This window comes from Micromonospora sp. NPDC005367 (genome assembly GCF_040606825.1).
Taxonomy (GTDB): Bacteria; Actinomycetota; Actinomycetes; order Mycobacteriales; family Micromonosporaceae; genus Micromonospora.
Map to the genome: position 1 here is coordinate 73,680 of NZ_JBEXFP010000006.1, position 19,578 is coordinate 93,257.

At 72.2% G+C, this 19,578-nt stretch carries 22 protein-coding genes and 1 pseudogene; 8 read left to right on the plus strand and 15 right to left on the minus strand.

All coding sequences use genetic code 11. The features are described 5' to 3' along the window. Positions 1-148: 148 nt before the first annotated feature. On the plus strand, positions 149-1,054 hold the full coding sequence (locus ABZS42_RS06685; RefSeq protein ID WP_355142955.1) for a GNAT family N-acetyltransferase: 906 nt from the start codon (positions 149-151) through the stop codon (positions 1,052-1,054). Here the strand turns inward: ABZS42_RS06685 and mca are convergent. From mca to ABZS42_RS06720, 7 genes and pseudogenes are all read right to left on the minus strand, one after another. After that, positions 990-1,903: pseudogene (gene mca, locus ABZS42_RS06690) on the minus strand (mycothiol conjugate amidase Mca). The gene ABZS42_RS06685 and the pseudogene mca overlap by 65 nt on opposite strands. Before the next feature lies 1 nt (position 1,904). Further along, positions 1,905-2,522 carry a TetR/AcrR family transcriptional regulator gene (locus tag ABZS42_RS06695; protein WP_355142956.1) on the minus strand — a complete coding sequence of 206 codons (618 nt, stop codon included), beginning with the start codon at positions 2,520-2,522 and terminating at the stop codon, positions 1,905-1,907. 161 nt (positions 2,523-2,683) lie between these two features. Then, entirely contained in the window at positions 2,684-3,199 is a 516-nt protein-coding gene (locus tag ABZS42_RS06700; protein WP_355142957.1) for an O-acetyl-ADP-ribose deacetylase, read from the minus strand. Positions 3,200-3,276: 77 nt separating this feature from the next. Next, a complete protein-coding gene (locus ABZS42_RS06705; RefSeq protein WP_355142958.1) occupies positions 3,277-3,861 on the minus strand; it encodes a TetR/AcrR family transcriptional regulator in 585 nt (194 codons plus the stop codon). Between the two features lie 69 nt (positions 3,862-3,930). Then, positions 3,931-4,662 carry an ABC transporter ATP-binding protein gene (locus ABZS42_RS06710; RefSeq protein WP_355142959.1) on the minus strand — a complete coding sequence of 244 codons (732 nt, stop codon included), beginning with the start codon at positions 4,660-4,662 and terminating at the stop codon, positions 3,931-3,933. Beyond that, positions 4,659-5,789: an FtsX-like permease family protein gene (locus ABZS42_RS06715; RefSeq protein ID WP_355142960.1), complete on the minus strand. Its 1,131-nt coding sequence runs from the start codon at positions 5,787-5,789 to the stop codon at positions 4,659-4,661. The genes ABZS42_RS06710 and ABZS42_RS06715 overlap by 4 nt, the downstream gene beginning before the upstream one ends. 101 nt (positions 5,790-5,890) lie before the next feature. Beyond that, positions 5,891-6,712 carry an EI24 domain-containing protein gene (locus tag ABZS42_RS06720; RefSeq protein ID WP_355142961.1) on the minus strand — a complete coding sequence of 274 codons (822 nt, stop codon included), beginning with the start codon at positions 6,710-6,712 and terminating at the stop codon, positions 5,891-5,893. Positions 6,713-6,835: 123 nt separating this feature from the next. Between ABZS42_RS06720 and ABZS42_RS06725 the strand changes: the two genes are divergently transcribed. From ABZS42_RS06725 to ABZS42_RS06745, 5 genes are read left to right on the plus strand one after another with little or no spacing between them, the layout of a single operon-like run. Then, the gene (locus ABZS42_RS06725) at positions 6,836-7,744 is read left to right on the plus strand and encodes an ABC transporter ATP-binding protein (RefSeq protein WP_355142962.1); all 909 of its coding nucleotides are present in this window, start codon (positions 6,836-6,838) and stop codon (positions 7,742-7,744) included. Between the two features lie 11 nt (positions 7,745-7,755). After that, positions 7,756-8,490: an ABC transporter permease gene (locus ABZS42_RS06730; RefSeq protein ID WP_355142963.1), complete on the plus strand. Its 735-nt coding sequence runs from the start codon at positions 7,756-7,758 to the stop codon at positions 8,488-8,490. Between the two features lie 11 nt (positions 8,491-8,501). Further along, entirely contained in the window at positions 8,502-9,773 is a 1,272-nt protein-coding gene (locus ABZS42_RS06735) for a sensor histidine kinase (protein ID WP_355142964.1), read from the plus strand. Then, the gene (locus ABZS42_RS06740; protein WP_355142965.1) at positions 9,770-10,411 is read left to right on the plus strand and encodes a response regulator transcription factor; all 642 of its coding nucleotides are present in this window, start codon (positions 9,770-9,772) and stop codon (positions 10,409-10,411) included. Before ABZS42_RS06735 ends, ABZS42_RS06740 begins: the two co-directional genes overlap by 4 nt. A 23-nt stretch (positions 10,412-10,434) precedes the next feature. After that, positions 10,435-11,442 (plus strand): YafY family protein, encoded by a 1,008-nt coding sequence (locus ABZS42_RS06745; RefSeq protein ID WP_355142966.1) that lies wholly within the window; start codon positions 10,435-10,437, stop codon positions 11,440-11,442. A 43-nt stretch (positions 11,443-11,485) separates the two neighbouring features. Here the strand turns inward: ABZS42_RS06745 and ABZS42_RS06750 are convergent, their stop codons facing one another. Next, entirely contained in the window at positions 11,486-12,400 is a 915-nt protein-coding gene (locus ABZS42_RS06750) for an SDR family oxidoreductase (protein ID WP_355142967.1), read from the minus strand. A 119-nt stretch (positions 12,401-12,519) separates the two neighbouring features. After that, on the minus strand, positions 12,520-12,969 hold the full coding sequence (locus tag ABZS42_RS06755; RefSeq protein ID WP_355142968.1) for a VOC family protein: 450 nt from the start codon (positions 12,967-12,969) through the stop codon (positions 12,520-12,522). A gap of 67 nt (positions 12,970-13,036) precedes the next feature. Here ABZS42_RS06755 and ABZS42_RS06760 point away from each other — a divergent pair, with 67 nt between their 5' ends. Next, positions 13,037-13,666, plus strand: a complete 630-nt coding sequence (locus ABZS42_RS06760; RefSeq protein WP_355142969.1) for an ABATE domain-containing protein — start codon at positions 13,037-13,039, stop codon at positions 13,664-13,666. Positions 13,667-13,683: 17 nt separating this feature from the next. Here ABZS42_RS06760 and ABZS42_RS06765 read toward each other — a convergent pair whose 3' ends face one another. The 5 genes from ABZS42_RS06765 to ABZS42_RS06785 all read right to left on the minus strand — a co-directional run bounded on the left by ABZS42_RS06765 (position 13,684) and on the right by ABZS42_RS06785 (position 17,021). Beyond that, the gene (locus tag ABZS42_RS06765) at positions 13,684-14,421 is read right to left on the minus strand and encodes an alanyl-tRNA editing protein (protein WP_355142970.1); all 738 of its coding nucleotides are present in this window, start codon (positions 14,419-14,421) and stop codon (positions 13,684-13,686) included. Between the two features lie 11 nt (positions 14,422-14,432). Next, on the minus strand, positions 14,433-15,320 hold the full coding sequence (locus ABZS42_RS06770; protein WP_355142971.1) for an alpha/beta hydrolase: 888 nt from the start codon (positions 15,318-15,320) through the stop codon (positions 14,433-14,435). Then, positions 15,317-15,631, minus strand: coding sequence for a DUF2516 family protein (locus tag ABZS42_RS06775; RefSeq protein ID WP_355142972.1), 315 nt, complete (start codon positions 15,629-15,631; stop codon positions 15,317-15,319). The genes ABZS42_RS06770 and ABZS42_RS06775 overlap by 4 nt, the downstream gene beginning before the upstream one ends. Positions 15,632-15,702: 71 nt before the next feature. Continuing rightward, positions 15,703-16,428 carry a hypothetical protein gene (locus tag ABZS42_RS06780; RefSeq protein ID WP_355142973.1) on the minus strand — a complete coding sequence of 242 codons (726 nt, stop codon included), beginning with the start codon at positions 16,426-16,428 and terminating at the stop codon, positions 15,703-15,705. Beyond that, positions 16,425-17,021, minus strand: a complete 597-nt coding sequence (locus ABZS42_RS06785) for a helix-turn-helix transcriptional regulator (RefSeq protein ID WP_355142974.1) — start codon at positions 17,019-17,021, stop codon at positions 16,425-16,427. Before ABZS42_RS06785 ends, ABZS42_RS06780 begins: the two co-directional genes overlap by 4 nt. A gap of 112 nt (positions 17,022-17,133) precedes the next feature. Between ABZS42_RS06785 and ABZS42_RS06790 the strand changes: the two genes are divergently transcribed. Beyond that, positions 17,134-17,931 (plus strand): alpha/beta hydrolase, encoded by a 798-nt coding sequence (locus ABZS42_RS06790; RefSeq protein WP_355142975.1) that lies wholly within the window; start codon positions 17,134-17,136, stop codon positions 17,929-17,931. Between the two features lie 678 nt (positions 17,932-18,609). Here the strand turns inward: ABZS42_RS06790 and ABZS42_RS06795 are convergent. Continuing rightward, a complete protein-coding gene (locus tag ABZS42_RS06795; RefSeq protein WP_355142976.1) occupies positions 18,610-19,569 on the minus strand; it encodes an asparaginase in 960 nt (319 codons plus the stop codon). Between the last annotated feature and the right edge of the window lie 9 nt (positions 19,570-19,578).

The following is a 19,578-nucleotide window of genomic DNA, read 5'->3' on the forward strand; positions in this document are numbered from 1 at the left end:
TGGGTCGAGGGTCGGCGGGCTAGCCGCTAGCCTGCCCGAGTGAAACCCATACGCCCGATCCCCATGCCGGCGCTCTCCGACGTCGCCGAGTACGCCTACGCGGCCGCCGTCGAGGTGGTACAGGACGCGTTCGCGGCGGTGCGTCACGATGGCTGACTTCCAGATCCGCCACGCCACTGCCGATGACGCGCCGGCCGTGGTGGCGCTACGCGCCCTCGTCCACCCGTACCTGGTACGCGGCGAGGCCTCGACCCGGAAGATGATCTCCGAGCCCCCGTCGGGCGAGGACTGGACGGCCTTCGTCGCCGAGGTCGACGACCAGGTGGTCGGCTGGGTGTCGGCGTTCCGGAACATCCGGACGTCCGAGCCCGACTTCGGCGAGGTCTCCATGCTGCACACGCATCCGGAGCAACGCCGTCGGGGCGTCGGAACCGCCCTGCTGGACGCGGCGCTTAATCACCTCCGCCCGCTCGGCGTACGCCGGGTCCGCACCTGGGCGCAGCCGGAGGCGCTTCCCTTCGCCCGCCGGCACGGCTTCACGCCCAGTCGCGAGCTGCGCTACTCGGCGCTCGAACTGCGTCCGGCACCGCCGATGCCGGCGGAGCCGCCGGGCGTACGGTGGCGGGCGCTGGCCGACCTGGACCCGAGGCTCGTGTACGAGGCCGATGTCGCTGCGGCCGCGGACGAGCCGGGCGACGTGCCCTCCGACGCGTTCACCTACGAGTACTGGCTCTGGGAGGTGTGGGAGAACCTCGGCCTGGACAAGGCGGCGAGCACGGCCGCCGAGTCCGACGGCGAGGTGGTGGCGTTGAGCCTGGTCAAGCGGGACGGCGACCGGATGTGGTCGGACTACACCGCGACCGTGCCGAGCCGCCGCGGACGCGGGCTGGCCCGGCTGACCAAACAGGCGGCCCTGCACCGGGCCGCGGCCGGCGGGGTACGGGTCGCGTACACCTCGAACGACGAGGCGAACGCGCCGATGCTGGCGGTCAACGCCCGGCTCGGCTACCGGCCGGTGGCCGTTCATTGGTCCTGCCTGCGCGAGTTGACCTGAGGCCCGCGAACAGGTCGTCCTCGGGCAGGCTCATCAGTATCCGCGCTTCGGCCAGCTCGTAGTCCTCGGTCGGCCAGACCCGCCGCTCGACGTCACGGGAATGCGCGAAGAAGGGGTGGGCCGGGTCGGTCTGAGTGGCGTGCGCGAGCAGTGCGCGATCGCGGGTGGCGAACCGGTCGGCACACCAGACCCGGGTGGTCACCCGAGGCTCCGGCAACTCGTCGGGCAGTTCCCGCAGCACCTCGTCCATCGCGGAGGGCAGACCGGCGGCCCGGGTCGCGTCGTGCAGCGCCTGGAACCAGGCCCGGCTGAAGGACACCAGGGGTAGTAGAGCTTCGCCACGGCCCAGGCCGGGCCTGCTTCGGGGTGGGTGGCCGGGTCGGCGGCCGCGTCGAAGGCGTACCGCGCGATCCGGTGGGCCATCACGTGGTCGGGATGCGGATATCCGCCGGTCGGGTCGTACGTCACCATGACCTGTGGCCGGAATTCGCGGATCTCCGCGACCAACGGAGCCGCCGCGTCGGCGACCGGCAGCCGGGCGAACGCGTCGACGGGTAGGTCGGCGCCGTCGGCGGGCAACCCGGAGTCGACGTAGCCGAGGAACCGCTGCCGTACGCCGAGCAGCGCCGCCGCCCGGGCCATCTCCTCGCGGCGGACCCGACTCAGGTCGGCACGTACCTCCGGCCGGTCCATCGCGGGGTTGAGCACGTCGCCGCGCTCGCCGCCGGTGCACGTCACCACCAGTACGTCGACCCCTTCGGCCGCGTACCGGGCGAGGGTCGCGGCGCCCTTGCTGGACTCGTCGTCGGGGTGGGCGTGCACGGCCATCAGTCGCAGGGATTCCGCCATGTCACTTCACTCCGGAGGTGAGCAGGTCGAAGGCGCGCGACCCGGCCTGGGCGAGGGCTTCGGCCAGCTGCCGCTCGTCGTGCCCGCCGCGAACCAACCGGAACGCCTCCTGGAAGAGCACCCGGTACGCCCCGGCGAGCTGCGCGGCGAGCAGCCGCGCGCTCAGGTCGTCCCCGGCCGTCGCCGGCTCGGCGGCGAGCTGGGCGGCGAGCGCCCCTTCGCGCAGTTCGAACAGTTCACGCAGACGGGCGGTGAGCGCCGGACTCTCCTCCACCAGCCGGACGAAGGGTGCGTCGGCGAAGCCGACCAGCGCCTCACGCCGCGTTACGGCGTCCGCGTAACGCCGGCGCAACGCGTCCAGCACCGGTTGCCCGGCGGGCCGGTCGGCGGCGGTACGGGCGAGCAGCGCGACGAACTCGTCGGCGATGTCGAGGACCAGGTCCTCCTTGCGGGGAAAGTAGTTCGTCACCGTCATCTTCGCCACGCCGGCCGCCGCCGCGATCTCCGCGATGGTCACCCCGTCGTAGCCGCGCTCGAGGAACAGCCGGGTCGCCACGTCCGAGATGGACTGCCGGGTCTGCTGCTTCTTGCGCTCGCGAAGGCTGCTGTCGGTACTCACGCCGGAAGCATACATGGCAACGACCTAAAAATAGGATTGACCCAACAATCGGCCAAACCTAACGTCGTGGTCACCCGAGAGGAGGACGGCGATGAACCTGCGCATCACCTGGTGACGTACGACCCCCGGTCCGCCCACGCCCCTGGCTCGGGCGGACCGGCTCAGCCCGACGCGGCGACCCGCTCGGCGGTCGCGTACGTGCCCGCGTCGAAGAGGACCAGCCGGGCCTCGGTGACCCGCGCCGCAGTGGCCACGCGCAGCACGGTCAACGCCTGGCGGACCGCGTCCTCGACGGGCCAGCCGTAGACGCCCGCGGAGATCAGCGGGTATGCGACGGTGGCCGCGCCCAGTTCCTCGGCGACGGCGAGGCTGCTGGTGTAGCAGTCACGCAGCAACGACGAGCGGTCCTCGCTCGCCGACCAGACCGGGCCCACGGTGTGGATCACCCAGCGGGCCGGCAGCCGGCCGGCCGTGGTGGCGACCGCCCGACCGGTGGGTAGCCCCCGGCCGTAGTGGGACGCGCGCAGCGCCCGGCACTCCGCCAGGATCTCCGGACCGCCCTTGCGGTGGATGGCACCGTCGACGCCACCGCCGCCGAGCAGCGACGAGTTGGCGGCGTTGACGATCGCGTCGACCTGCTGGGTGGTGATGTCTGCCTGGACCAGGGTGAGCTGCACGTCATCCCCTCTCTGTGGACTGCCCGAGCCCCCAGCAGCGCCCACCGTTCGGGCAGGCGCACCGTCGAGCCGACGACTCAGCCGTCATGGCCGTCGAGGTACGGGCTGAGCAGTTCGCGGGCGAGCCCGCTCGCCGCTTTCAGGGCAAGCCCTCCCTCGATCATGCGGCTGAGGGCGTAGACGATCGACTGGACGAGTTCGGCCATCCGGACCGCGTCCGAGGAGCCGTGCTCCGTGAGCGCGGCCCGCAGCGGGGCTTCCAGTCGGTCGTGCATGAGCCGGCTGGAGGAGGCCAACGTCTCGCTGCTGCCCGCCGACGCCAGCGCGCGGGCCAGCGCGTGGTCACCTCGGGCGACCAGTTGCAGGTTGGCCTCCACGTAGGCCTGGATCTTCTGCCCCGGTGTGCTGGCGGCCTCCATGTGCTTCTCGACGTAGGCCGACCACCGGGGGAAGGTGTCGGTGACGAGGGCGTCGAACATGTCGGCCCGGGACTTGAAGTAGGAGTAGACGCTCGACCGGGCGAGCCCGGCGTGCTGGGCGACCTCGGCCAGGCCGGGGATCCGCTCGGGATGTTCGGACAGCAGGGTGCGGGCCGCGTCGAGCAGCGCGGCGCGTTGGGAGGCGCGATGCTCGGCGACGGTCGCGGCCTGAATCTTCGGCACGCCGACCCCCTCGTTCCGGACGGACGCACCTGTCTGGTCATGCGCCGCGTCCGCACCCTGCCGTCCCGGTCACCTGCTGGTCGCGAGCTTGCCGTCGACCATCTCGTAGACGGTGTCACAGTATTGCAGCACATCGTGGTCGTGAGTGACCATGACCACCGCGACCAGCCGCTGCCGGGCCTCGCGGGCCAGGAGCTGCACGATGTCGTGGCTGCGGGCCCGGTCCAGGGCCGCCGTCGGTTCGTCGACCAGCAGCACACTGGGCTCGGTGACCAGCGCCCGGGCGATCCCGACACGTTGGCGTTCACCGCCTGACAACTGGTGCGGACGCCGGTCGGCCTTGTCGGCCATGCCGACGTCGGCGAGCAGCTCCAGCGGATCGCGGCCGGATCCGGCCGGGCGTGGCCCCAGGCGCAGGGGCAGACGCACCTGGTCGGCCGCGGTCAGCGCGGGCAGCAGGTTGCCCGACTGGAACACGAACCCCACGTGCCGGCGACGCAGGGCGGTGCGCGCGCGACGACTCGGCACGGTCATGTCCTGACCGGCGATGGTGACGCTGCCCTGGTCGGGCCGGACCAGGCCACCGGCGACGGCGAGCAGGCTGGACTTGCCCGCACCGGAGGGCCCGACGATCGCGGCCAGCTCGCCGGGCCGTACCGTCAGATCGACCTCGTCGAGCGCCTGTACCGTCTCGGCGGCGTCGCCGTGCCGCAGGGACACCGCCCGCATCACCAACCCGAGCCGCTCGGGCGAGCCGTCAGCGGGCGTGGTCGAAGCGGTCGGAGCAGGTCGGCTGCTCATCGGTTTCCTCCCAGTGCGGTGGCGGGGTCGACAGAGGTGATGCGGAGGACCGCCGCACCGGCTCCGACGAGGCCGAGGACGACGAGGCCCACCGCGGCCGCGGAGACGCTCGGCATACTCAGCGCGAACGGGATGCCGCTGCCGGTGATGGCGGCGCCGAGCGCGAGCCCGACACCGACCCCGACGGCCACTGCGGCGACCAGCAGTACGAACGCCTGCGTCACGGCATCGCGCAACACCCAGCCGGTCGAGGCGCCGAGCGCCCGCAGGACGGCCACCTCGGCCTTGCGCTGGATCGCCCACACGGCGAAGAACGCGCCGGCCACCAGTGCCGAGATCGCGTACAGGAAGCCCTGGATCAACTGCAGGGTCGTCGTCTCGGCGGTGTACCCGGGCGAGGCTCCGTAGGACTCGTTCAGGGTCATGCTCTCGGTGCCGGCGACCGCGTCACCCGCCGCCAGGTCGACGGACTTCCCGTCGTCCGCGCGGATCGCCACCGCCGTGATCTCCGCCGCGGCCCGCTGCGGCAACTCCACACCGGGTGCGGTGCCGGACCTGATGGCCTGCCACGCCGCCAACGGCAGGTACGCCACGTCCACGTGCCCGAAGGTGTCCTGCTGTTCGGTCACCCCGACGACCCGCAACCGGGTACCGAGCCGAGCCACGGTGACGGTGTCACCCACCCGCAGCCCCGCATCCAGCGCCGTCGGGCTGACCACGATTCCGTCGGCCGCCCCCAACCGATCGCCTTCGCCGACCGGCGGCGACAGGAACGAGTCGGGTCGGACTCCGAACAACGCGAGATCGACCTCCGTCCCCTGGTCGGTACGCCCGTTCACCAGCGAGTTCCCGAACGGGGCCGCCTGCGCCACGCCCGGCTGGCCGGCCCAGGCGTCGACCGCCGAGATGTCGACGACGCTGCGCGAGAACGCGGAGTCGTGCTGGACGTTTCGAGCGAACGCGAAGGAGGTGACGGGCAGGTTCTGCAACCCGGACACACCGTCGCGCACCAGCCCGACCGACAGCCCCGACAGCATCACCATCAGTACGGCGATCAGCGCGATCACCGCTCCCATCAGTGCAAACCGCAGCCGGGCGAAGCTCAGCTCACGAATGGCGAGGAACATCAGCGCCCGCCCCCGGAAATTATCGACACCATGTCGACATGTTACCAACATGGTGTCGTCAAATGGCCGCGAGCGTCGCGTGGGGAGGGGTGCTCTGTGCGTCAGCTCTCCTGGACCGGCTGCCCGAACGAACGCCGGGCCAGCAGGGTGGCACCGGCCACGGCGGCCGGCATGACGAGGATCGCGCCGAGTGGGATCAGGAAGCAGAGGAAGACCGCCACCCCGAAGCCGAGCGCGGTGGGCCGGTCCGCCTTCAGCACCGCCCGCCGTTCGGGCAGCCGCATACCGCGCCGGTAGAAGGGCGCGCCGACCAGCTCCACGGCGAGGAACCAGCCGCCGACCGCGGCCCCGATCACCGGAACCACGGTCTGACCGACCAGCGGGAGGAAACCGGCGATGAAGAGCGGGATGCCGACCGCGGTGGAGAGTGCCACCAGACGTACGGAGTCGGCGAGGCTGCGGCGCAGCGACGACCAGAACGACACGTCGACGGCGCCCGGCGTGCCGCCGAGCCGGTCCTCCACCCGCTCGGAGATCGCCTCGTAGAAGGGGTCGCCGATGACGAGGGTGACCGCCGTGAAGGTGACCACGCCGAGCAGGCCACCGAGCCCGAGGACCGCCAGGCCGGCGACCACCCGCAACACGTTGCGCCAGGTCGTCGACCAGTCGTCGGCGAACGGGGTGACCAGCGCGGCAAGGTCGTCGACGAACCAGACGAGGGCGGCGAACGCGGCGAGGTAGAGCACGCCGGAGATCAGCGCCGGCACGATGCCGAGCAGCATCAGTTTCGGGCTGCGTACGTAGAGGGCGATGCCGCGCAGCAGCAGCCCCGCTCCGGAGAAGAAGCGGCCGGCCGCCCCGGTGACCGGGCGGGCGATGCTGGTCACGTCCACGACCGCAGAGCCTAACCGCCGATCGCACATCAACCGGTTGATGGACCGCGAAGGTCATCCTCCGCCGCTCCTGATCGTCCCCGGACGGCCGATGCCCCGCCGGGTCCAAGTCGCGACCCTGGAAGGCACGAACCCACGGGGAAGGGCGGTGCGATGCCGGTCATCGAGGTGACCAACCTGCACAAGCGGTACGGCGATCTGGTGGCGGTGGAGGACGTGTCGTTCACGGTGGAGGCCGGGGAGATCTTCGGCGTACTCGGACCGAACGGCGCCGGCAAGACCACCACGGTGGAGTGCGTGTCCGGGCTGCGCGTCCCGGACCGGGGTGGCGTGTCGGTCCTCGGGCTCGACCCCCGCCGGGACGGGGCCCACCTCCGCCAACGCGTCGGGGTGCAGCTCCAGGAGAGCCAGCTGCCGGACCGGCTGCGGGTGGCCGAGGCGATGGAACTCTTCGCCTCGTTCTACCGGGACCCGGCCGACCCGGCCCGCCTGCTCGACGACCTGGGGCTCGGCGACAAGCGGAACACGCCGTACAAGAAGCTGTCCGGCGGCCAGAAGCAACGACTCTCCGTCGCGCTGGCACTCGTCGGCAACCCGGAGATCGCCATCCTCGACGAGCTGACCACCGGGCTCGATCCGCAGGCCCGTCGGGACGCCTGGGGGCTCATCGAACGCGTTCGGGAGCGCGGGGTGACGATCGTGCTGGTCACCCACTTCATGGAGGAGGCCGAGCGGCTCTGCGACCGGCTGGCGGTCATCGACGGTGGCCGCGTCATCGCGTTGGACAGCCCGGCCGGCCTCGTGACACGCGTCGCGCCCGAACAGCGGATCCGGTTCCGGCCGTCCGCACCGGTGGACGACCACCTCTTCACCGATCTGCCCGAGGTGAGCGCGGTGGCTCGCAGCGGCAGCCAGCTGGTGGTGACCGGCACCGGCGACCTGCTGCACGCGGTCACGGCCGTCCTGGCCCGCAACCAGATCGTCGCCGCCGACCTGCGGCTCGAACAGTCCACCCTCGACGACGCCTTCGTCGAGCTGACCGGGCGGCGGATCACCGAGTGAAGGGGAACGACATGCGCGCCTTCAGGCAGCTCCTCACCGTCGAAACGCGGCTCTACCTGCGGGACCTTCCCACCGTGCTCTCCACCGTCGGGTTGCCGACGCTGGTGCTGGTGGTGCTCGGGCTGATTCCCGCGCTCCGCAGACCGGACCCGACCTTCGACGGGCAGACGTTCATCTCGTACTTCGCTCCCTCACTGCTGGTGGTCACCCTCGCGGTGGCCGGGCTGAACGTGCTGCCAACCATGCTCGCCACGTACCGGGAGCGAGGGGTGCTGCGCCGGTTGGCCACCACCCCCGCCAGCCCCGCCGCGCTGCTGGCCGCCCAGCTGGTGATCACCCTGGCGGCGATCCTGGCCAGCGCCGTCCTGCTGGTGGTCGTCGGCCGGTTGGCGTTCGGGGTGCCGTTGCCTCGCCATCCGCTCGGCTTCGCGGTGGCGTTCGTACTGGGCACGGCGGCGTTGCTCGCGCTGGGTCTGCTGGTGGCGGCGGTCGCCCGGACCGCCAAGGCGGCGCAGGCGCTGATGGTGCCGCTGTTCCTGCTGATCATGTTCTTCGGCGGGGTCTACCTGCCCCGGTTCCTGCTGCCGGACTTCCTCGTCCGGATCGGCGACTACACGCCCCCCGGTGTGCAGGCGTTGCTCGACAGCTGGACCGGCACCGCACCCCGGCCGCTGCACCTGACGATAATGGCGCTGGTCGCACTGGTCGCCGGGGCGGCCGCTACGAAACTGTTCCGCTGGGAGTGAGCGGAGAGACGATGACCAGCACCGCTGAGCAGGTCAACCAGCTGGCCACGTGGGAGGCGCGCGAGGCGAGCCTCTACCGGGTCATGCCGTACGTCGGCCTGCTCGTGGCCACGCTGCTGGCCGTCTTCGCACCGAGCCCGCGCGGCCTGCCCCTGCCGATCACGCTGGCCGTCGCGGTGGCGGCCGCCTGCTGGGTCACCTGGTTCGTCATGCTCCACCCGCAGTGGATCACCCGGCGGGCACTGATGGCGATCTACTACATCGGGCTGCTCGCCACCGCGGCCGTGCTGGTGCTGGGCAGCCCCTGGTACGGCTTCTTCGCCTGGATCGGCTTCGTGCACGCGTTCCTCGTGCTGCCCGGTCGGTGGCGGTTCGTCGGGGTGGTCGCCACCGGCGTCCTGGTCGGCACCGCGCAGAGCGGGAGCCCCCCCTCCTCGCCGGGGCACTGGCTGCTCTGGTCGGTGCTGGTGTTCTTCAACGTCGGGGTGGCCGGCGCGGTCAGCTGGTTCGGCGCCGTCACCGAGCGGCAGAACGCCAACCGCAAACGGCTCGTGGAGGAGCTGGCCGGGGCCAATCGGAAACTCGCCGAGACGGCGCGGGAGAACGAGGGACTGCACGCCCAACTGCTGGTTCAGGCCCGTGAGGCGGGCGTACTCGAGGAGCGCCAGCGAATGGCGCGGGAGATCCACGACACCCTGGCCCAGGGGCTGACCGGCATCATCACCCAGTTGGAGGCGGCCGAGCAGTCCCGGGACCGCTCCGACGCGTGGCGACGGCACGTGGACAACGCGTTGGCCCTGGCCCGCGAGAGCCTCACCGAAGCACGCCGGTCCGTACGGGCTGTACGCCCGCGACAGCTGGAGACGGCACGGCTTCCCGACGCCCTCGCCGAGCTGGGCGGACGCTGGTCGTCGTTGCACGGGGTCCGGGCCGAGATCGCCACCACCGGCACGCCCCGCTCGCTGCACCCGGAGATCGAGGTGACGCTGCTGCGGGCCGCCCAGGAAGCACTGGCGAACGTTGCCCGGCACGCGTCCGCGACCCGGGTCGGGCTGACCCTGTCGTACATGACGGACGTGGTCACGCTGGACGTCCGGGACGACGGGATCGGCTTCGACCCGGACATCCGACCCGCGCCCCGGCAGGCGGATTGCGGGTACGGCCTCACCGCGATGCGGCAGCGGGTGACCGGGGTCGGCGGCGAGCTGACAGTCGAGTCCGAGCCAGGCGGCGGCACCGCCGTCTCGGCGTCCGTGCCCGCGCTTCCCGGAGGTGCCGGTTGACCGTCCCGGTACGACTGCTCATCGTCGACGACCACCCGGTGGTGCGGGACGGGCTGCGCGGCATGTTCACCGGCGATCCGGCCTTCGAGGTGGTCGGCGAGGCCGGCGACGGCGCCGAGGCGCTGGCACTGGCCGCCAACCTGAACCCGGACGTGGTGCTGATGGACCTGCGGATGCCCGGCATGGACGGGGTGACGGCGATCGGCCGGCTGACCCGCTCCGGCAGCACCGCCAAGGTCCTCGTGCTGACCACCTACGACACCGACGCCGACGTGCTGCCGGCGATCGAGGCCGGCGCGACCGGCTACCTGCTCAAGGACGCGCCCCGGGAAGAACTGGTCCGTGCGGTACGCGCGGCCGCCCGGGGCGAATCGGTGCTATCACCCGCGGTGGCGGGCCGGCTGATGGGCCGGCTACGGGCCCCGGCCGAGGAGCCGCTCAGCCAGCGCGAGCTGGAAGTGCTCACCCTGGTGGCCCGTGGCTCGTCCAACCGGGAGGCCGCGGCCCAGCTGTTCATAAGCGAGGCGACGGTCAAGACCCACCTGCTGCACGTCTACGCCAAACTCGGCGTCAACGACCGGGCGGCCGCGGTGGCGGCCGCGTACGACCGGGGCCTGCTCACCCCCGGCGGGCGGTGAGGCCGCCGGGGCAGGATGGACGAGTGCGCGCGTCCCGGTTGATCTCCTTGGTGCTGCTGCTCCAAGCCCGGGAGACGATGACTGCGGCGGAGTTGGCCAGGGAACTGGAGGTCTCCGAGCGGACCGTCTACCGGGACGTGTTGGCGCTCTCGGCCGCCGGGGTGCCGGTCTACGCCGACCGGGGACGAGCCGGCGGCTACCGCCTGCTCGGCGGTTACCGGACCCGACTGACCGGACTGACCCGGGACGAGGCGGAGGCGCTCTTCCTCGCCGGGCTGCCCGGGCCGGCCGGCGACATGGGACTCGCCGACGCGGTCGCGTCCGCCGAGCTGAAGCTGCTCGCCGCGCTGCCGGCGAACCTGCGCGACGCGCCCGCCCGCACCGGGCAGCGGTTCCACCTGGACGTGCCGGGCTGGTTCCGGGAGGCCGGGCCACCGCCGTGGCTCACCGAGCTGGCCGGGGCCGTCCGGCAGGACCGCACGGTCCGGCTGCGCTACCGGCACGGCGACCGGGAGGTCACCCGGCAGCTGGCCCCGTACGGTCTGGTACTCAAGAGCGGCACCTGGTATCTGGTCGGGCGGGTCGGCGACGACCACCGGACGTACCGGGTCGATCGGGTCATTGGTGTCGAGGTCGACACCGGAACGTTCGACCGGGACGAGAGCTTCGACCTGGCCGCGTACTGGCGGGAGCAGGCCGAGGCGTTCCTGCGGAGCATGCTCCGGGCCGAGGTCAGAGTGCGGTTGAACGCCGCCGGCGTGCGCGCGCTCCGGCACCTCGTCGACGCTCCCTTCGTGTACGACGAGGCCGTCGCCGCAGCCGACGGCCCCGACGGGCAGGGCCGGGTGGTGCTGCGGCTGCCCGTCGAGTCCGTCGAGGTGGCGTACGCCCAGCTGCTCGCGCTCGGCCCGGAGGTGGAGGTGCTCGACCCACCCGGGCTGCGCTCCCGGATGGCCGGGGCAGCCGAGCGGATGAGCCGGCTCTACGCCGACCCGGACCCGGCCCCGCCGAGCACAGCCGGCCGGCGGTAGCCGAGGCCGTCGCCGGTCGGCGGTAAACGGGGGGCGTCGCGGGTCAGCGGTAGCCGGTGACGTCGGCGGGTCTGCCGGCGTCGACCACCTCGCTGATGTAGCGGAAGGCGTCCGGCCGGCTGCCGTCGACATCGGTGAAGCCGTACACCTGGGACAGCTCGCCGGCGGAGACGGACCGGCCGCTCCAGCGGGCCCTGTCCTCGTCGGCGGCCAGGGCGGCAACCGCGCGACCGACGAAGGCCGGCGTCTCCGAGATGAGGAAGTGCGGGTCCTTGGCCGCCCCGTCACGCCAGTTCTCCTCGGTTACCCCGAAGTGCTCCAGCATGGACTCCGAGCGGATCCAGCCGGGCGTGAGCGCGACGGCGGTGCCACCGTGCGGCTTCAACTCGTGAGACCAGACGAAGGCGAGCCGGTTCACCGAGACCTTCGCCAGGTCGTAGAAGACCGAGAGCCGGTAGTTCTGGTCGTTGTACGCCTTCGTCCCGTCGCCGATCTCGACCACCAGTCCGCCGGGTCGGCGGATCAACAGCGGCAGCACGAAGTGGCTGGTGATGATGTGCGTGTCGACGGCGAGCCGCAGCGTACGCAGACCGGCGTCCAGCGGCTGCTTCCAGACCGGCTCGTGCCAGGTGACGAGCGGGTCACCGCCCCAGATGTCGTTGACCAGCACGTCGAGCCGGCCCTGCTCGGCGTCGATCCGGGCGGCCAGGTCCCGCACCTGTTCGGGGATCAGGTGGTCGACCACCACGGCGATGCCCTCGCCGCCGGCCGCGGTGACCAGCTCGGCGGTCTCCTCGATCGTCTCCGGACGGTCCATCTCCGATCGGCCGGCCCGGCTGCTGCGACCGGTGGCGTAGACGGTGGCCCCGGCCGCGCCGAGCTGGACGGCGATCTGTCGGCCTGCTCCGCGGGTCGCCCCGGCCACCAGAGCGACCTTTCCTGTCAGCGGTTTCGTCATACGGCAAGGCTGTCACCGATACCTGACAGCGGAAGTCCGGTTTTCCGATCACCTATCTGGCATGGAGCCGACGCAACAGTGAAGGTCCGGGGACCTGCCAGCCACCACCACCGGACCCGTCACTGCACGTCGAACTCATTGCCCTCGGGATCGGCCATGGTGGTGTGCCGGCTGCCGTACTCGTCGACCTCGCGCAGCACGGTCGCACCGAGCGCGGTCAGCCGTTTCACCGTCACCTCACGGTCGGCCGGGCCGGCGTGCAGGTCGATGTGCAGCCGGTTCTTCGTCCGCTTGGCACCGGGCACGGCCTGGAACAGCAGCCGGCGGCCGAGCCCGGTGCCGCTGGCCGGGTCGACCGGGTCGTCCGGGTGGCGCACAGCGGCGAGCTGACGAAACGCGCGGCGCCCGTCGATCTCGACGTACGTCTCGGGGCCGATCGCACCGGTCTCGACCAATCGGTCGACGAGGACGCTGTTGTCCTCCAGTTCGTAGTCGAGCGCAGCCGCCCAGAATCGGGCCAACGCGATCGGGTCCGTGCAGTCGATGACGAGCTTCCAGTTCAAGGCCATCGCGTCAGCACCTCCGCTCGGCGACCCGCCAGCACGGATCGTCCATGTAACCCTTTATAGTGGTTACGTGACGGAGGACACAAGCGGACTCACCCTGGTCTCCTGGAACGGCATCCGCTACCGCTTCGACCCGGGCGCGCTCTGCCTGGAGTTCCTCACGACCGGCGGGCCCGGCCCGGTGGGCCGCCGCTACGAAGCCCTGCACCGCCCAGACGACCTGGCCGGCTGGCTCGCGCTGTCCCGGCTCCACCTCGACCCCGACCGGCTGGAGGTCGACCCGGCGGAGCTGACCACGGCCCGACGGCTACGGAACGCGATGTGGCGCCTGGTGTGCGCGCGGACCGGCGGCGGGCCACCGAGCGACGACCCCGCCGACTTCACCGCCACCCCCGCCGACCTGGCCACGCTCAACCAGGTCGCGGCCGGGGCGCCCCTCGCCCCCGAGCTGACCGTCGGCGGATCCCGGCGGTGGTCGCTCCCGGCCCGGGGCGGGCAGGCCCTCGCCACCATCGCCCGGGACGCGATCGACCTCTTCACCGGCCCGCACGCCGGGCGGATCCGCGAGTGCGGCGCGCACAACTGCTACCTCGTCTTCGTGGACACCTCGCGCCCCGGCCAACGCCGCTGGTGCTCGATGGAACGCTGCGGCAACCGCCACAAGGTCAGGTCACTGCGTGCCCGCCGCGCCGCCGACTGAACACCCGAGCATCCAGGTCAGTCGACGAGCCGGATGCGTACGCGCCGGTTCGCCCGCCCCTTGCTCTCCACCTTGACCACCTGCACCTTCCCGATGTGCGCGGTGGAGGCGACGTGCGTGCCGCCGTCGGCCTGCACGTCCAACCCGACGATGTCCACGATCCGCACCTCCTGCTCGTCGGGCGGAATGAGGTTGGACTGGGTACGGATGATGTCCGGCAGCGCCAGCGCCTCCACCCGGGGCAGCACCCGGACGGCCACCGACCGGTCGGCAGCCACCTCGGTGTTGACCAGCTCCTCGATCCGCGCCTTGAAATCCGCCGGCACGTCGGGAAGGTTGAAGTCCATCCGGGCCTCGCCGGGCTCCATGTTGCCGCCCGTGACCAGCGCGCCGAAATCGCGGAACACCACACCGCAGAGCACGTGCAGGCCGGAGTGGGTGCGCATCAGGCGGGTACGCCGCTCGTCCTCCACCGCGCCGGTGACCGTGCTGCCCACCGGGGGCAGCGGATCACCCTCGGCGGGGATCAGCCAGAGGTCGTCGCCCTTGCGGGTCCCGACGATCCGGGTCTGTACGCCCTGCCAGAGCAGCACTCCGTGGTCGGGCGGCTGACCACCTCCGCCCGGGTAGAAGGCCGAGCGGTCGAGCACGATGCCCTGCTCCGGGTCGGCGTGCAGCACCGTGCACTCCCACTCGCGGAGGGTCGGGTCGGCGAGGTCCAGCCGGTGCGTCCGGCCGTGATGTGTGACACCCATGTCAGGGCAGGTTACTCGTTGAGGAAGGCGGAGATCCGCCCACGCAGATCGGCGCGTTCGGTCCAGAGAATGTTCGGCCGGTCGTACACGTGCAGGGTGGCCTGGGGAAGCACGGCCGCGAGCTGCTCGGCGACCTCGACCGGATGCAGGTCGTCGCCGGCGCAGGCGATCACCAACGCGGGCGCGGTGACCGCCGACAGGACCGCGGCGTCGGGCAGGGCGACCTGCTCCGGGAGGCCGGCCAGCCCGGATGCGAGCCCGTCGCGGAGCAGCTGGTCGAGCCGCTGACGCAGGTACGCCCACCCGGCCGGCGTGTTACGGATCGCGGCCGGCAGCTCGACGCTTACCGCCTCCGCGACCGCCGAGGCGTCCCCGCTCTCGACCGCGTCGAGCAACGCGGTGAGCCGCTGCCGGGCCACCTCGCCGCGCGGACGGTCGAGAACGGCGGGCAGGAAGAACACCAGCCGCTCGAAGCGCTCCGGGCTCTGCGAGAGCAACCGGCAGAGCGCGCCGGCGCCGAGGCTGGCACCGAAGGCGCGGGTGGCGCCGCTGAGATCGGCGATCGCCCGGACGTCGCGGGCCAGGTCGGCGTAACTCCACGGCGACGGCGGCGCGTCCGAACGGCCGTGCCCGCGGAACTGGAAGAAGACCTTGCGGCCGATGACTCCGCTGCCGAACGGCCTGGTGGTGGCGATGCCGTTGCCCAGCCCGTGCGCAAACACGGTGACCGGATCACCGGCGCCGGTGATCAGCCGTTCCAGCCGTACGCCGTGCGGCGTGGTGACCAGTTCGGTGTCCGGTTCGGGCAGGGCGGGACGGCCGGTCCGCGGAGCACCGGGACCGGGGCCCCAGGTACGCGGGCCGCCGTCCGGTGGCGGCGGCCAGCGGAAGCCTCTCACCAGGACCCTCGGCCGCCGCTGACGTCACGCAGCCCGCCCCGGACGTCGAGCAGGTAGATGAGCGCGGCCGCGATGCCGATCAGTCCGAAGAGGCTGATCGGACCGAAGCCGAGCAGGGTGAGCACCAGGCAGACCGCCAGGATCGCGATCCAGCCGCCCTTGGGCAGGGTGCCGATGGCGTTGAAGGCGTCGGACCGCTGGGTGATGGCGTGCACCAGGGCGACGCCTTGAATGATCAGCGCGAAGACGAGCAGAACGAGCTCGATCACGGTGCGGACTTCGAAGGCGAAGATCGGCGCGGCGTAGGCCATGACGGCAAGCTTATGTCGGCGACCCCGGAAACGTCCGACAAGGACGCCCCCGGGGTCACCGGTGCAGTGGATTACTCGGCGGCCGGGCGGGTCCGCTTGGTGGCCCGGGGCAGCTTCGCCGACGGGGTCTCGGCCGGCTTCGCCGCCTTGGTGGCCAGGGGCTTCCTGGCCGGAACGCTCTTGGCCTCGGTATTGCCGGCGGCCGGATCGGCGTCGATGACCTTCGCCACGTCGGCCGGACTGGGCACCTCGGCCGGGGCGGTCACCTCGACGGCGTTCGCCTCGGCCGGCCTGGCGGCGGCCCGAGCCGGCTCGGTGTCGACCTCGGTCGCCTCGATGTCGGCGTTGACCGTCTCGGCGACCTCCAGCACGCCGGCACCGACCACGCGCTCACCTCTGGCGACCAGCGCGCCGTACGCGGCGAGCGCCCGCTCCTGCGCGACCTGCGCTCCGGCCAGGACGGCGGCCGCGTTGCGAGTGGCCGCCGCGCGCAGCTTGTCCGGGTCGACTGCCGCACGCAGCTTCTCCAGGTCGGCCACCTCACGCAGCCGGTTCAGGTCGAGGTCGCCCGCGGCGGCCTTCTCCCTTAGGGCGTTGGCGGTACGCAGCGTCTCGTTGGCCTTCTCGCGCAGCTCGAAGCCGGTGACGACGGCCTTGCCGCCGAGGTCGGTGACGACCCGGGTGCCGAGGTCGCTCACCACGGTCGGCAGCTTGCGCAGGTGCTGGAGCGCCAGCTCGCCCGCGCCGGCGGCGGCGTAGATCGGGGCCGGTATGCGGTTGGTCTTCGGCTCGGTCATGACGTCTCCTCCTCGGCCGACTCCGCGGCCTTCGTCTCGGGGGTGTTGGTGCTCGGCGGGGCGGGTGCCGGACCGGCCTCGGTGACCGTGACCGACTCGAGGACCGCCTCCGTCGGAGTGCCCTCCGGTGTCGTGGGTCCGGTGGCGGCGGGGTTGACCAGTGCCGCCGACTCCGACGGGGTGGCCGGCTGCCCCGCGGCGGCCGGTGATTCGTGGGCCGCGTTCGCCGCGGCGGCGGTCGCCTCGGCGAGGCGGACGTTCTCCCGGCGGAACGTTTCGTAGATCTGGCTGAGGGACTGCTTCTGGGCCATCGTCAGGTCGGGGTCCACGGCGATGGCGGCGAGCACGCCGTGCCCCTCCTTGTCGTCCAGCAGCCCGGCCCGCAGGTACATCGCCGGGGTCGAGACCCGCAGCGCGCTGGCGAGCTGCTGCAGCACCTCGGCACTCGGCTTGCGCAGGCCGCGTTCGATCTGGCTGAGGTACGGGTTGCTGACTCCCGCCTGCTCGGCGAGCTGACGCAGCGAGATCTTCGCGTTGCGCCGCAGGTCGCGAATGAACCCGCCGATGTCGGGAAGGTCCTTGCCGGTGGCCATGACCCGACGGTAACGCGGAGTGCTAACTACTGCAAGCAGAATGCTTGCCATAGTTAGCGGCATCTCAGCAACCCACTTGCGCGCTCAACCGCTAGCTGCCTACGGTCCTCCGATGACCAAGATCGAAGTCAACGGCACCACGCTGGCGTACGACGACGCCGGCGCGGGCACCCCGGTGGTACTGCTGCACGCCGGCATCGCGGATCGGCGGATGTGGCGGGCGCAGATCGACGCGCTGTCCACCCGGCACCGGGTGCTGGCCGTGGACCTGCGCGGCTACGGCGAGTCCGAGCTGCCGCCGGCGCCGTTCGCCCACCACGACGACGTGGTGGGCCTGCTGGACGCGCTCGGACTGCCCCGCGCCGCGCTCGTCGGCTGCTCGTTCGGCGGCCGGGTCGCCGTGGACACCGCACTCGCCCACCCCGACCGCGTCGCCGCGCTGGCGCTCTTCGGCGCTCCCGTCTCCGGCAGCGAATGGTCCGAGGAGACCGAGCAGCTCTGGGAGGACCTGGTCGGCGACGTCGATCCGGAGGACTTCGCGGCCACCGCCGCCGGCGAGGTGCGGTTCTGGGTGGTCGGACCGAGCCGCAGCCCGGAGGACGTCGACCCCGAGTTGATCCGTTTCGCCGAGGAGATGGACCAGCGCGCGCTCGCGGCCGAGCAGGCGCTCAGCGCCGTCGAGGTGGGCGAGCTGGATCCGCCGGCGATCGACCGGCTCGCCGAGCTGGCCGTACCCGTGCTGGTCGGGACCGGCACCGATGACGTCGCGGACCTCCGCCGGCTCGCCGACCGCATCGCCGCCGAGGCACCGCAGGGCGTACGGATGCCGGACGTGCCGGACGCCGGTCACCTGGCGCCGCTGGAGCGTCCGGAACCGACAAACAAGGCGTTGCTCGACTTCCTGGCCTGACGCACCGCACGCCGAAGCCGCCACCCCTCGACCGGAGCGTGGTCAGGGGCATGCCGCTTCCCGGTGACGTCAGCGCTCGCCGGCCGGCACCCACCCCGGCCCAGAGCGAGCGACACGGCTCGCCGCGACGGCACGGGACGGCCCGGACGCGGAACAGCCTGGACGGCGTGGAACGGTTCGGACGATGCGGAGCGGCCCAGCTCCCCAGACTGCGCTTGACGGTCCAGACCGTGCAGAACGGTCCAGGCGACGCGGCGGCCCAGACCGCGCGGGACCGCCCGGACAGTGGAACAGCCTAGGCAGCGCGAAATGCCCCAGACGGCCGGGACAGGCAGGCCTATAGCAGTCGAGCTTGATACCGCAGAGGCATAAATATGCCTCTGCGGGATCAAGCTTCATGGGCACAGGTATGCGTGCCAGCCAGGCCGAGCTGGACAAGCGAGGCCAGGGCCAAGCCGGCCGGAGCCGGCCCAAGCCAGGCCGGGCCGGGCCCGACCAGGCCAGGCCGAGCCGGACCAAGCCGGACAAGGCCGAGCCAGACAAGGACATGGCCAAGCCGGGCGGGACCGAGCCGAGTCGAGCCGGGTCAGGCCGGGCCTGGCGGGGCGGGGCTCGACGTAACCCGCGGAGGCCAGCGAATCCACGCCGAGCCGGAGCGGGGGCCTTGCGGCTCCAGCGCTACCAGACCGGACGGACCGCGCCGACCGGTACGCCCCCGCCGAAGAGCGGCAGCTCGGCGTACTCGGTGAGCACCGGCGCGTCGACACCGAGCCGGCGCAGCGCGGAGACCAGCACCGGCATCCGGGCGCGGGCGGCACCGTCGTCGATCTTCAGGGCGACCGCGCCCACGCCGGGAAGCGCCGCGGCGATCACGCCCTCCGCGCCGACCTTGGCGAGCAGACCCGGGATGCCGCGCATCAGCCGGGTGTCGTCGGCCTGCGTACCGCCGACGAGCTCCGGGTACGCCCGCATGGCGTCGGCCACCGTGCGCGGCAGCGAGCCGACCTCGGCCGAGACGAGGCGAAGGAACGCCCCGGCCAGTCCGGTCAGCGAGACCGCGAGCACCGGCGCGCCGCAACCGTCGACGCCGACGGCCGCCACCTCCTCGCCGGTGAACTCCTCGATCGACTCCCGTAGCCGCTGCTGGAGCGGATGCTCCGGCCGCCAGTAACCGTCCAGGGGCCATCCCGCGGCCAGGCAGGTGAGCAGCATCCCGCTGTGCTTGCCGGAGCAGTTCATCTGGATCCGGGTGGGCCCGCCCCCGGCCCGCAGCACCGCGTCCCGGGCCGCTTCTCCGACCGGCAGGTCGGGCGGGCAGTGCAGCGCCGACTCGTCCAGCCCGGCCCGTGCCAGCAACGCGCCGACCCGCTCCAGGTGGAACTCCTCACCAGCGTGGCTCGCCGAGACGAGCGCCAGATCGGCGGGGTCGCTCAGCGACAGACCGGCGCGGAGCATTCCGATCGCCTGCATGGGCTTGCTGGAGGACCGGGGGAAAATCGCCGAGGCGACGTCCCCGGCAGCGGCGACCGTCGCCCCCGACGCGTCGAGCACCACCACCGACCCGCGGTGCACCCCCTCAACGAACTCCGACCGGATCACCTCGGCGAGCGGCGCACCGCCCTCGTACGTCTTTGCCACGCTGTGGAC

Coding starts and splice junctions, on each gene's coding strand:
- ABZS42_RS06685 (WP_355142955.1), top strand. CDS start 149: ATGGCTGACTTCCAGATCCGCCACGCCACTGCCGATGACGCGCCGGCC.
- ABZS42_RS06710 (WP_355142959.1), bottom strand. CDS start 4,662: ATGAGCAGCCGACCTGCTCCGACCGCTTCGACCACGCCCGCTGACGGC.
- ABZS42_RS06715 (WP_355142960.1), bottom strand. CDS start 5,789: ATGTTCCTCGCCATTCGTGAGCTGAGCTTCGCCCGGCTGCGGTTTGCA.
- ABZS42_RS06720 (WP_355142961.1), bottom strand. CDS start 6,712: ATGTGCGATCGGCGGTTAGGCTCTGCGGTCGTGGACGTGACCAGCATC.
- ABZS42_RS06725 (WP_355142962.1), top strand. CDS start 6,836: ATGCCGGTCATCGAGGTGACCAACCTGCACAAGCGGTACGGCGATCTG.
- ABZS42_RS06730 (WP_355142963.1), top strand. CDS start 7,756: ATGCGCGCCTTCAGGCAGCTCCTCACCGTCGAAACGCGGCTCTACCTG.
- ABZS42_RS06735 (WP_355142964.1), top strand. CDS start 8,502: ATGACCAGCACCGCTGAGCAGGTCAACCAGCTGGCCACGTGGGAGGCG.
- ABZS42_RS06750 (WP_355142967.1), bottom strand. CDS start 12,400: ATGACGAAACCGCTGACAGGAAAGGTCGCTCTGGTGGCCGGGGCGACC.
- ABZS42_RS06755 (WP_355142968.1), bottom strand. CDS start 12,969: ATGGCCTTGAACTGGAAGCTCGTCATCGACTGCACGGACCCGATCGCG.
- ABZS42_RS06765 (WP_355142970.1), bottom strand. CDS start 14,421: ATGGGTGTCACACATCACGGCCGGACGCACCGGCTGGACCTCGCCGAC.
- ABZS42_RS06775 (WP_355142972.1), bottom strand. CDS start 15,631: ATGGCCTACGCCGCGCCGATCTTCGCCTTCGAAGTCCGCACCGTGATC.
- ABZS42_RS06780 (WP_355142973.1), bottom strand. CDS start 16,428: ATGACCGAGCCGAAGACCAACCGCATACCGGCCCCGATCTACGCCGCC.
- ABZS42_RS06785 (WP_355142974.1), bottom strand. CDS start 17,021: ATGGCCACCGGCAAGGACCTTCCCGACATCGGCGGGTTCATTCGCGAC.
- ABZS42_RS06790 (WP_355142975.1), top strand. CDS start 17,134: ATGACCAAGATCGAAGTCAACGGCACCACGCTGGCGTACGACGACGCC.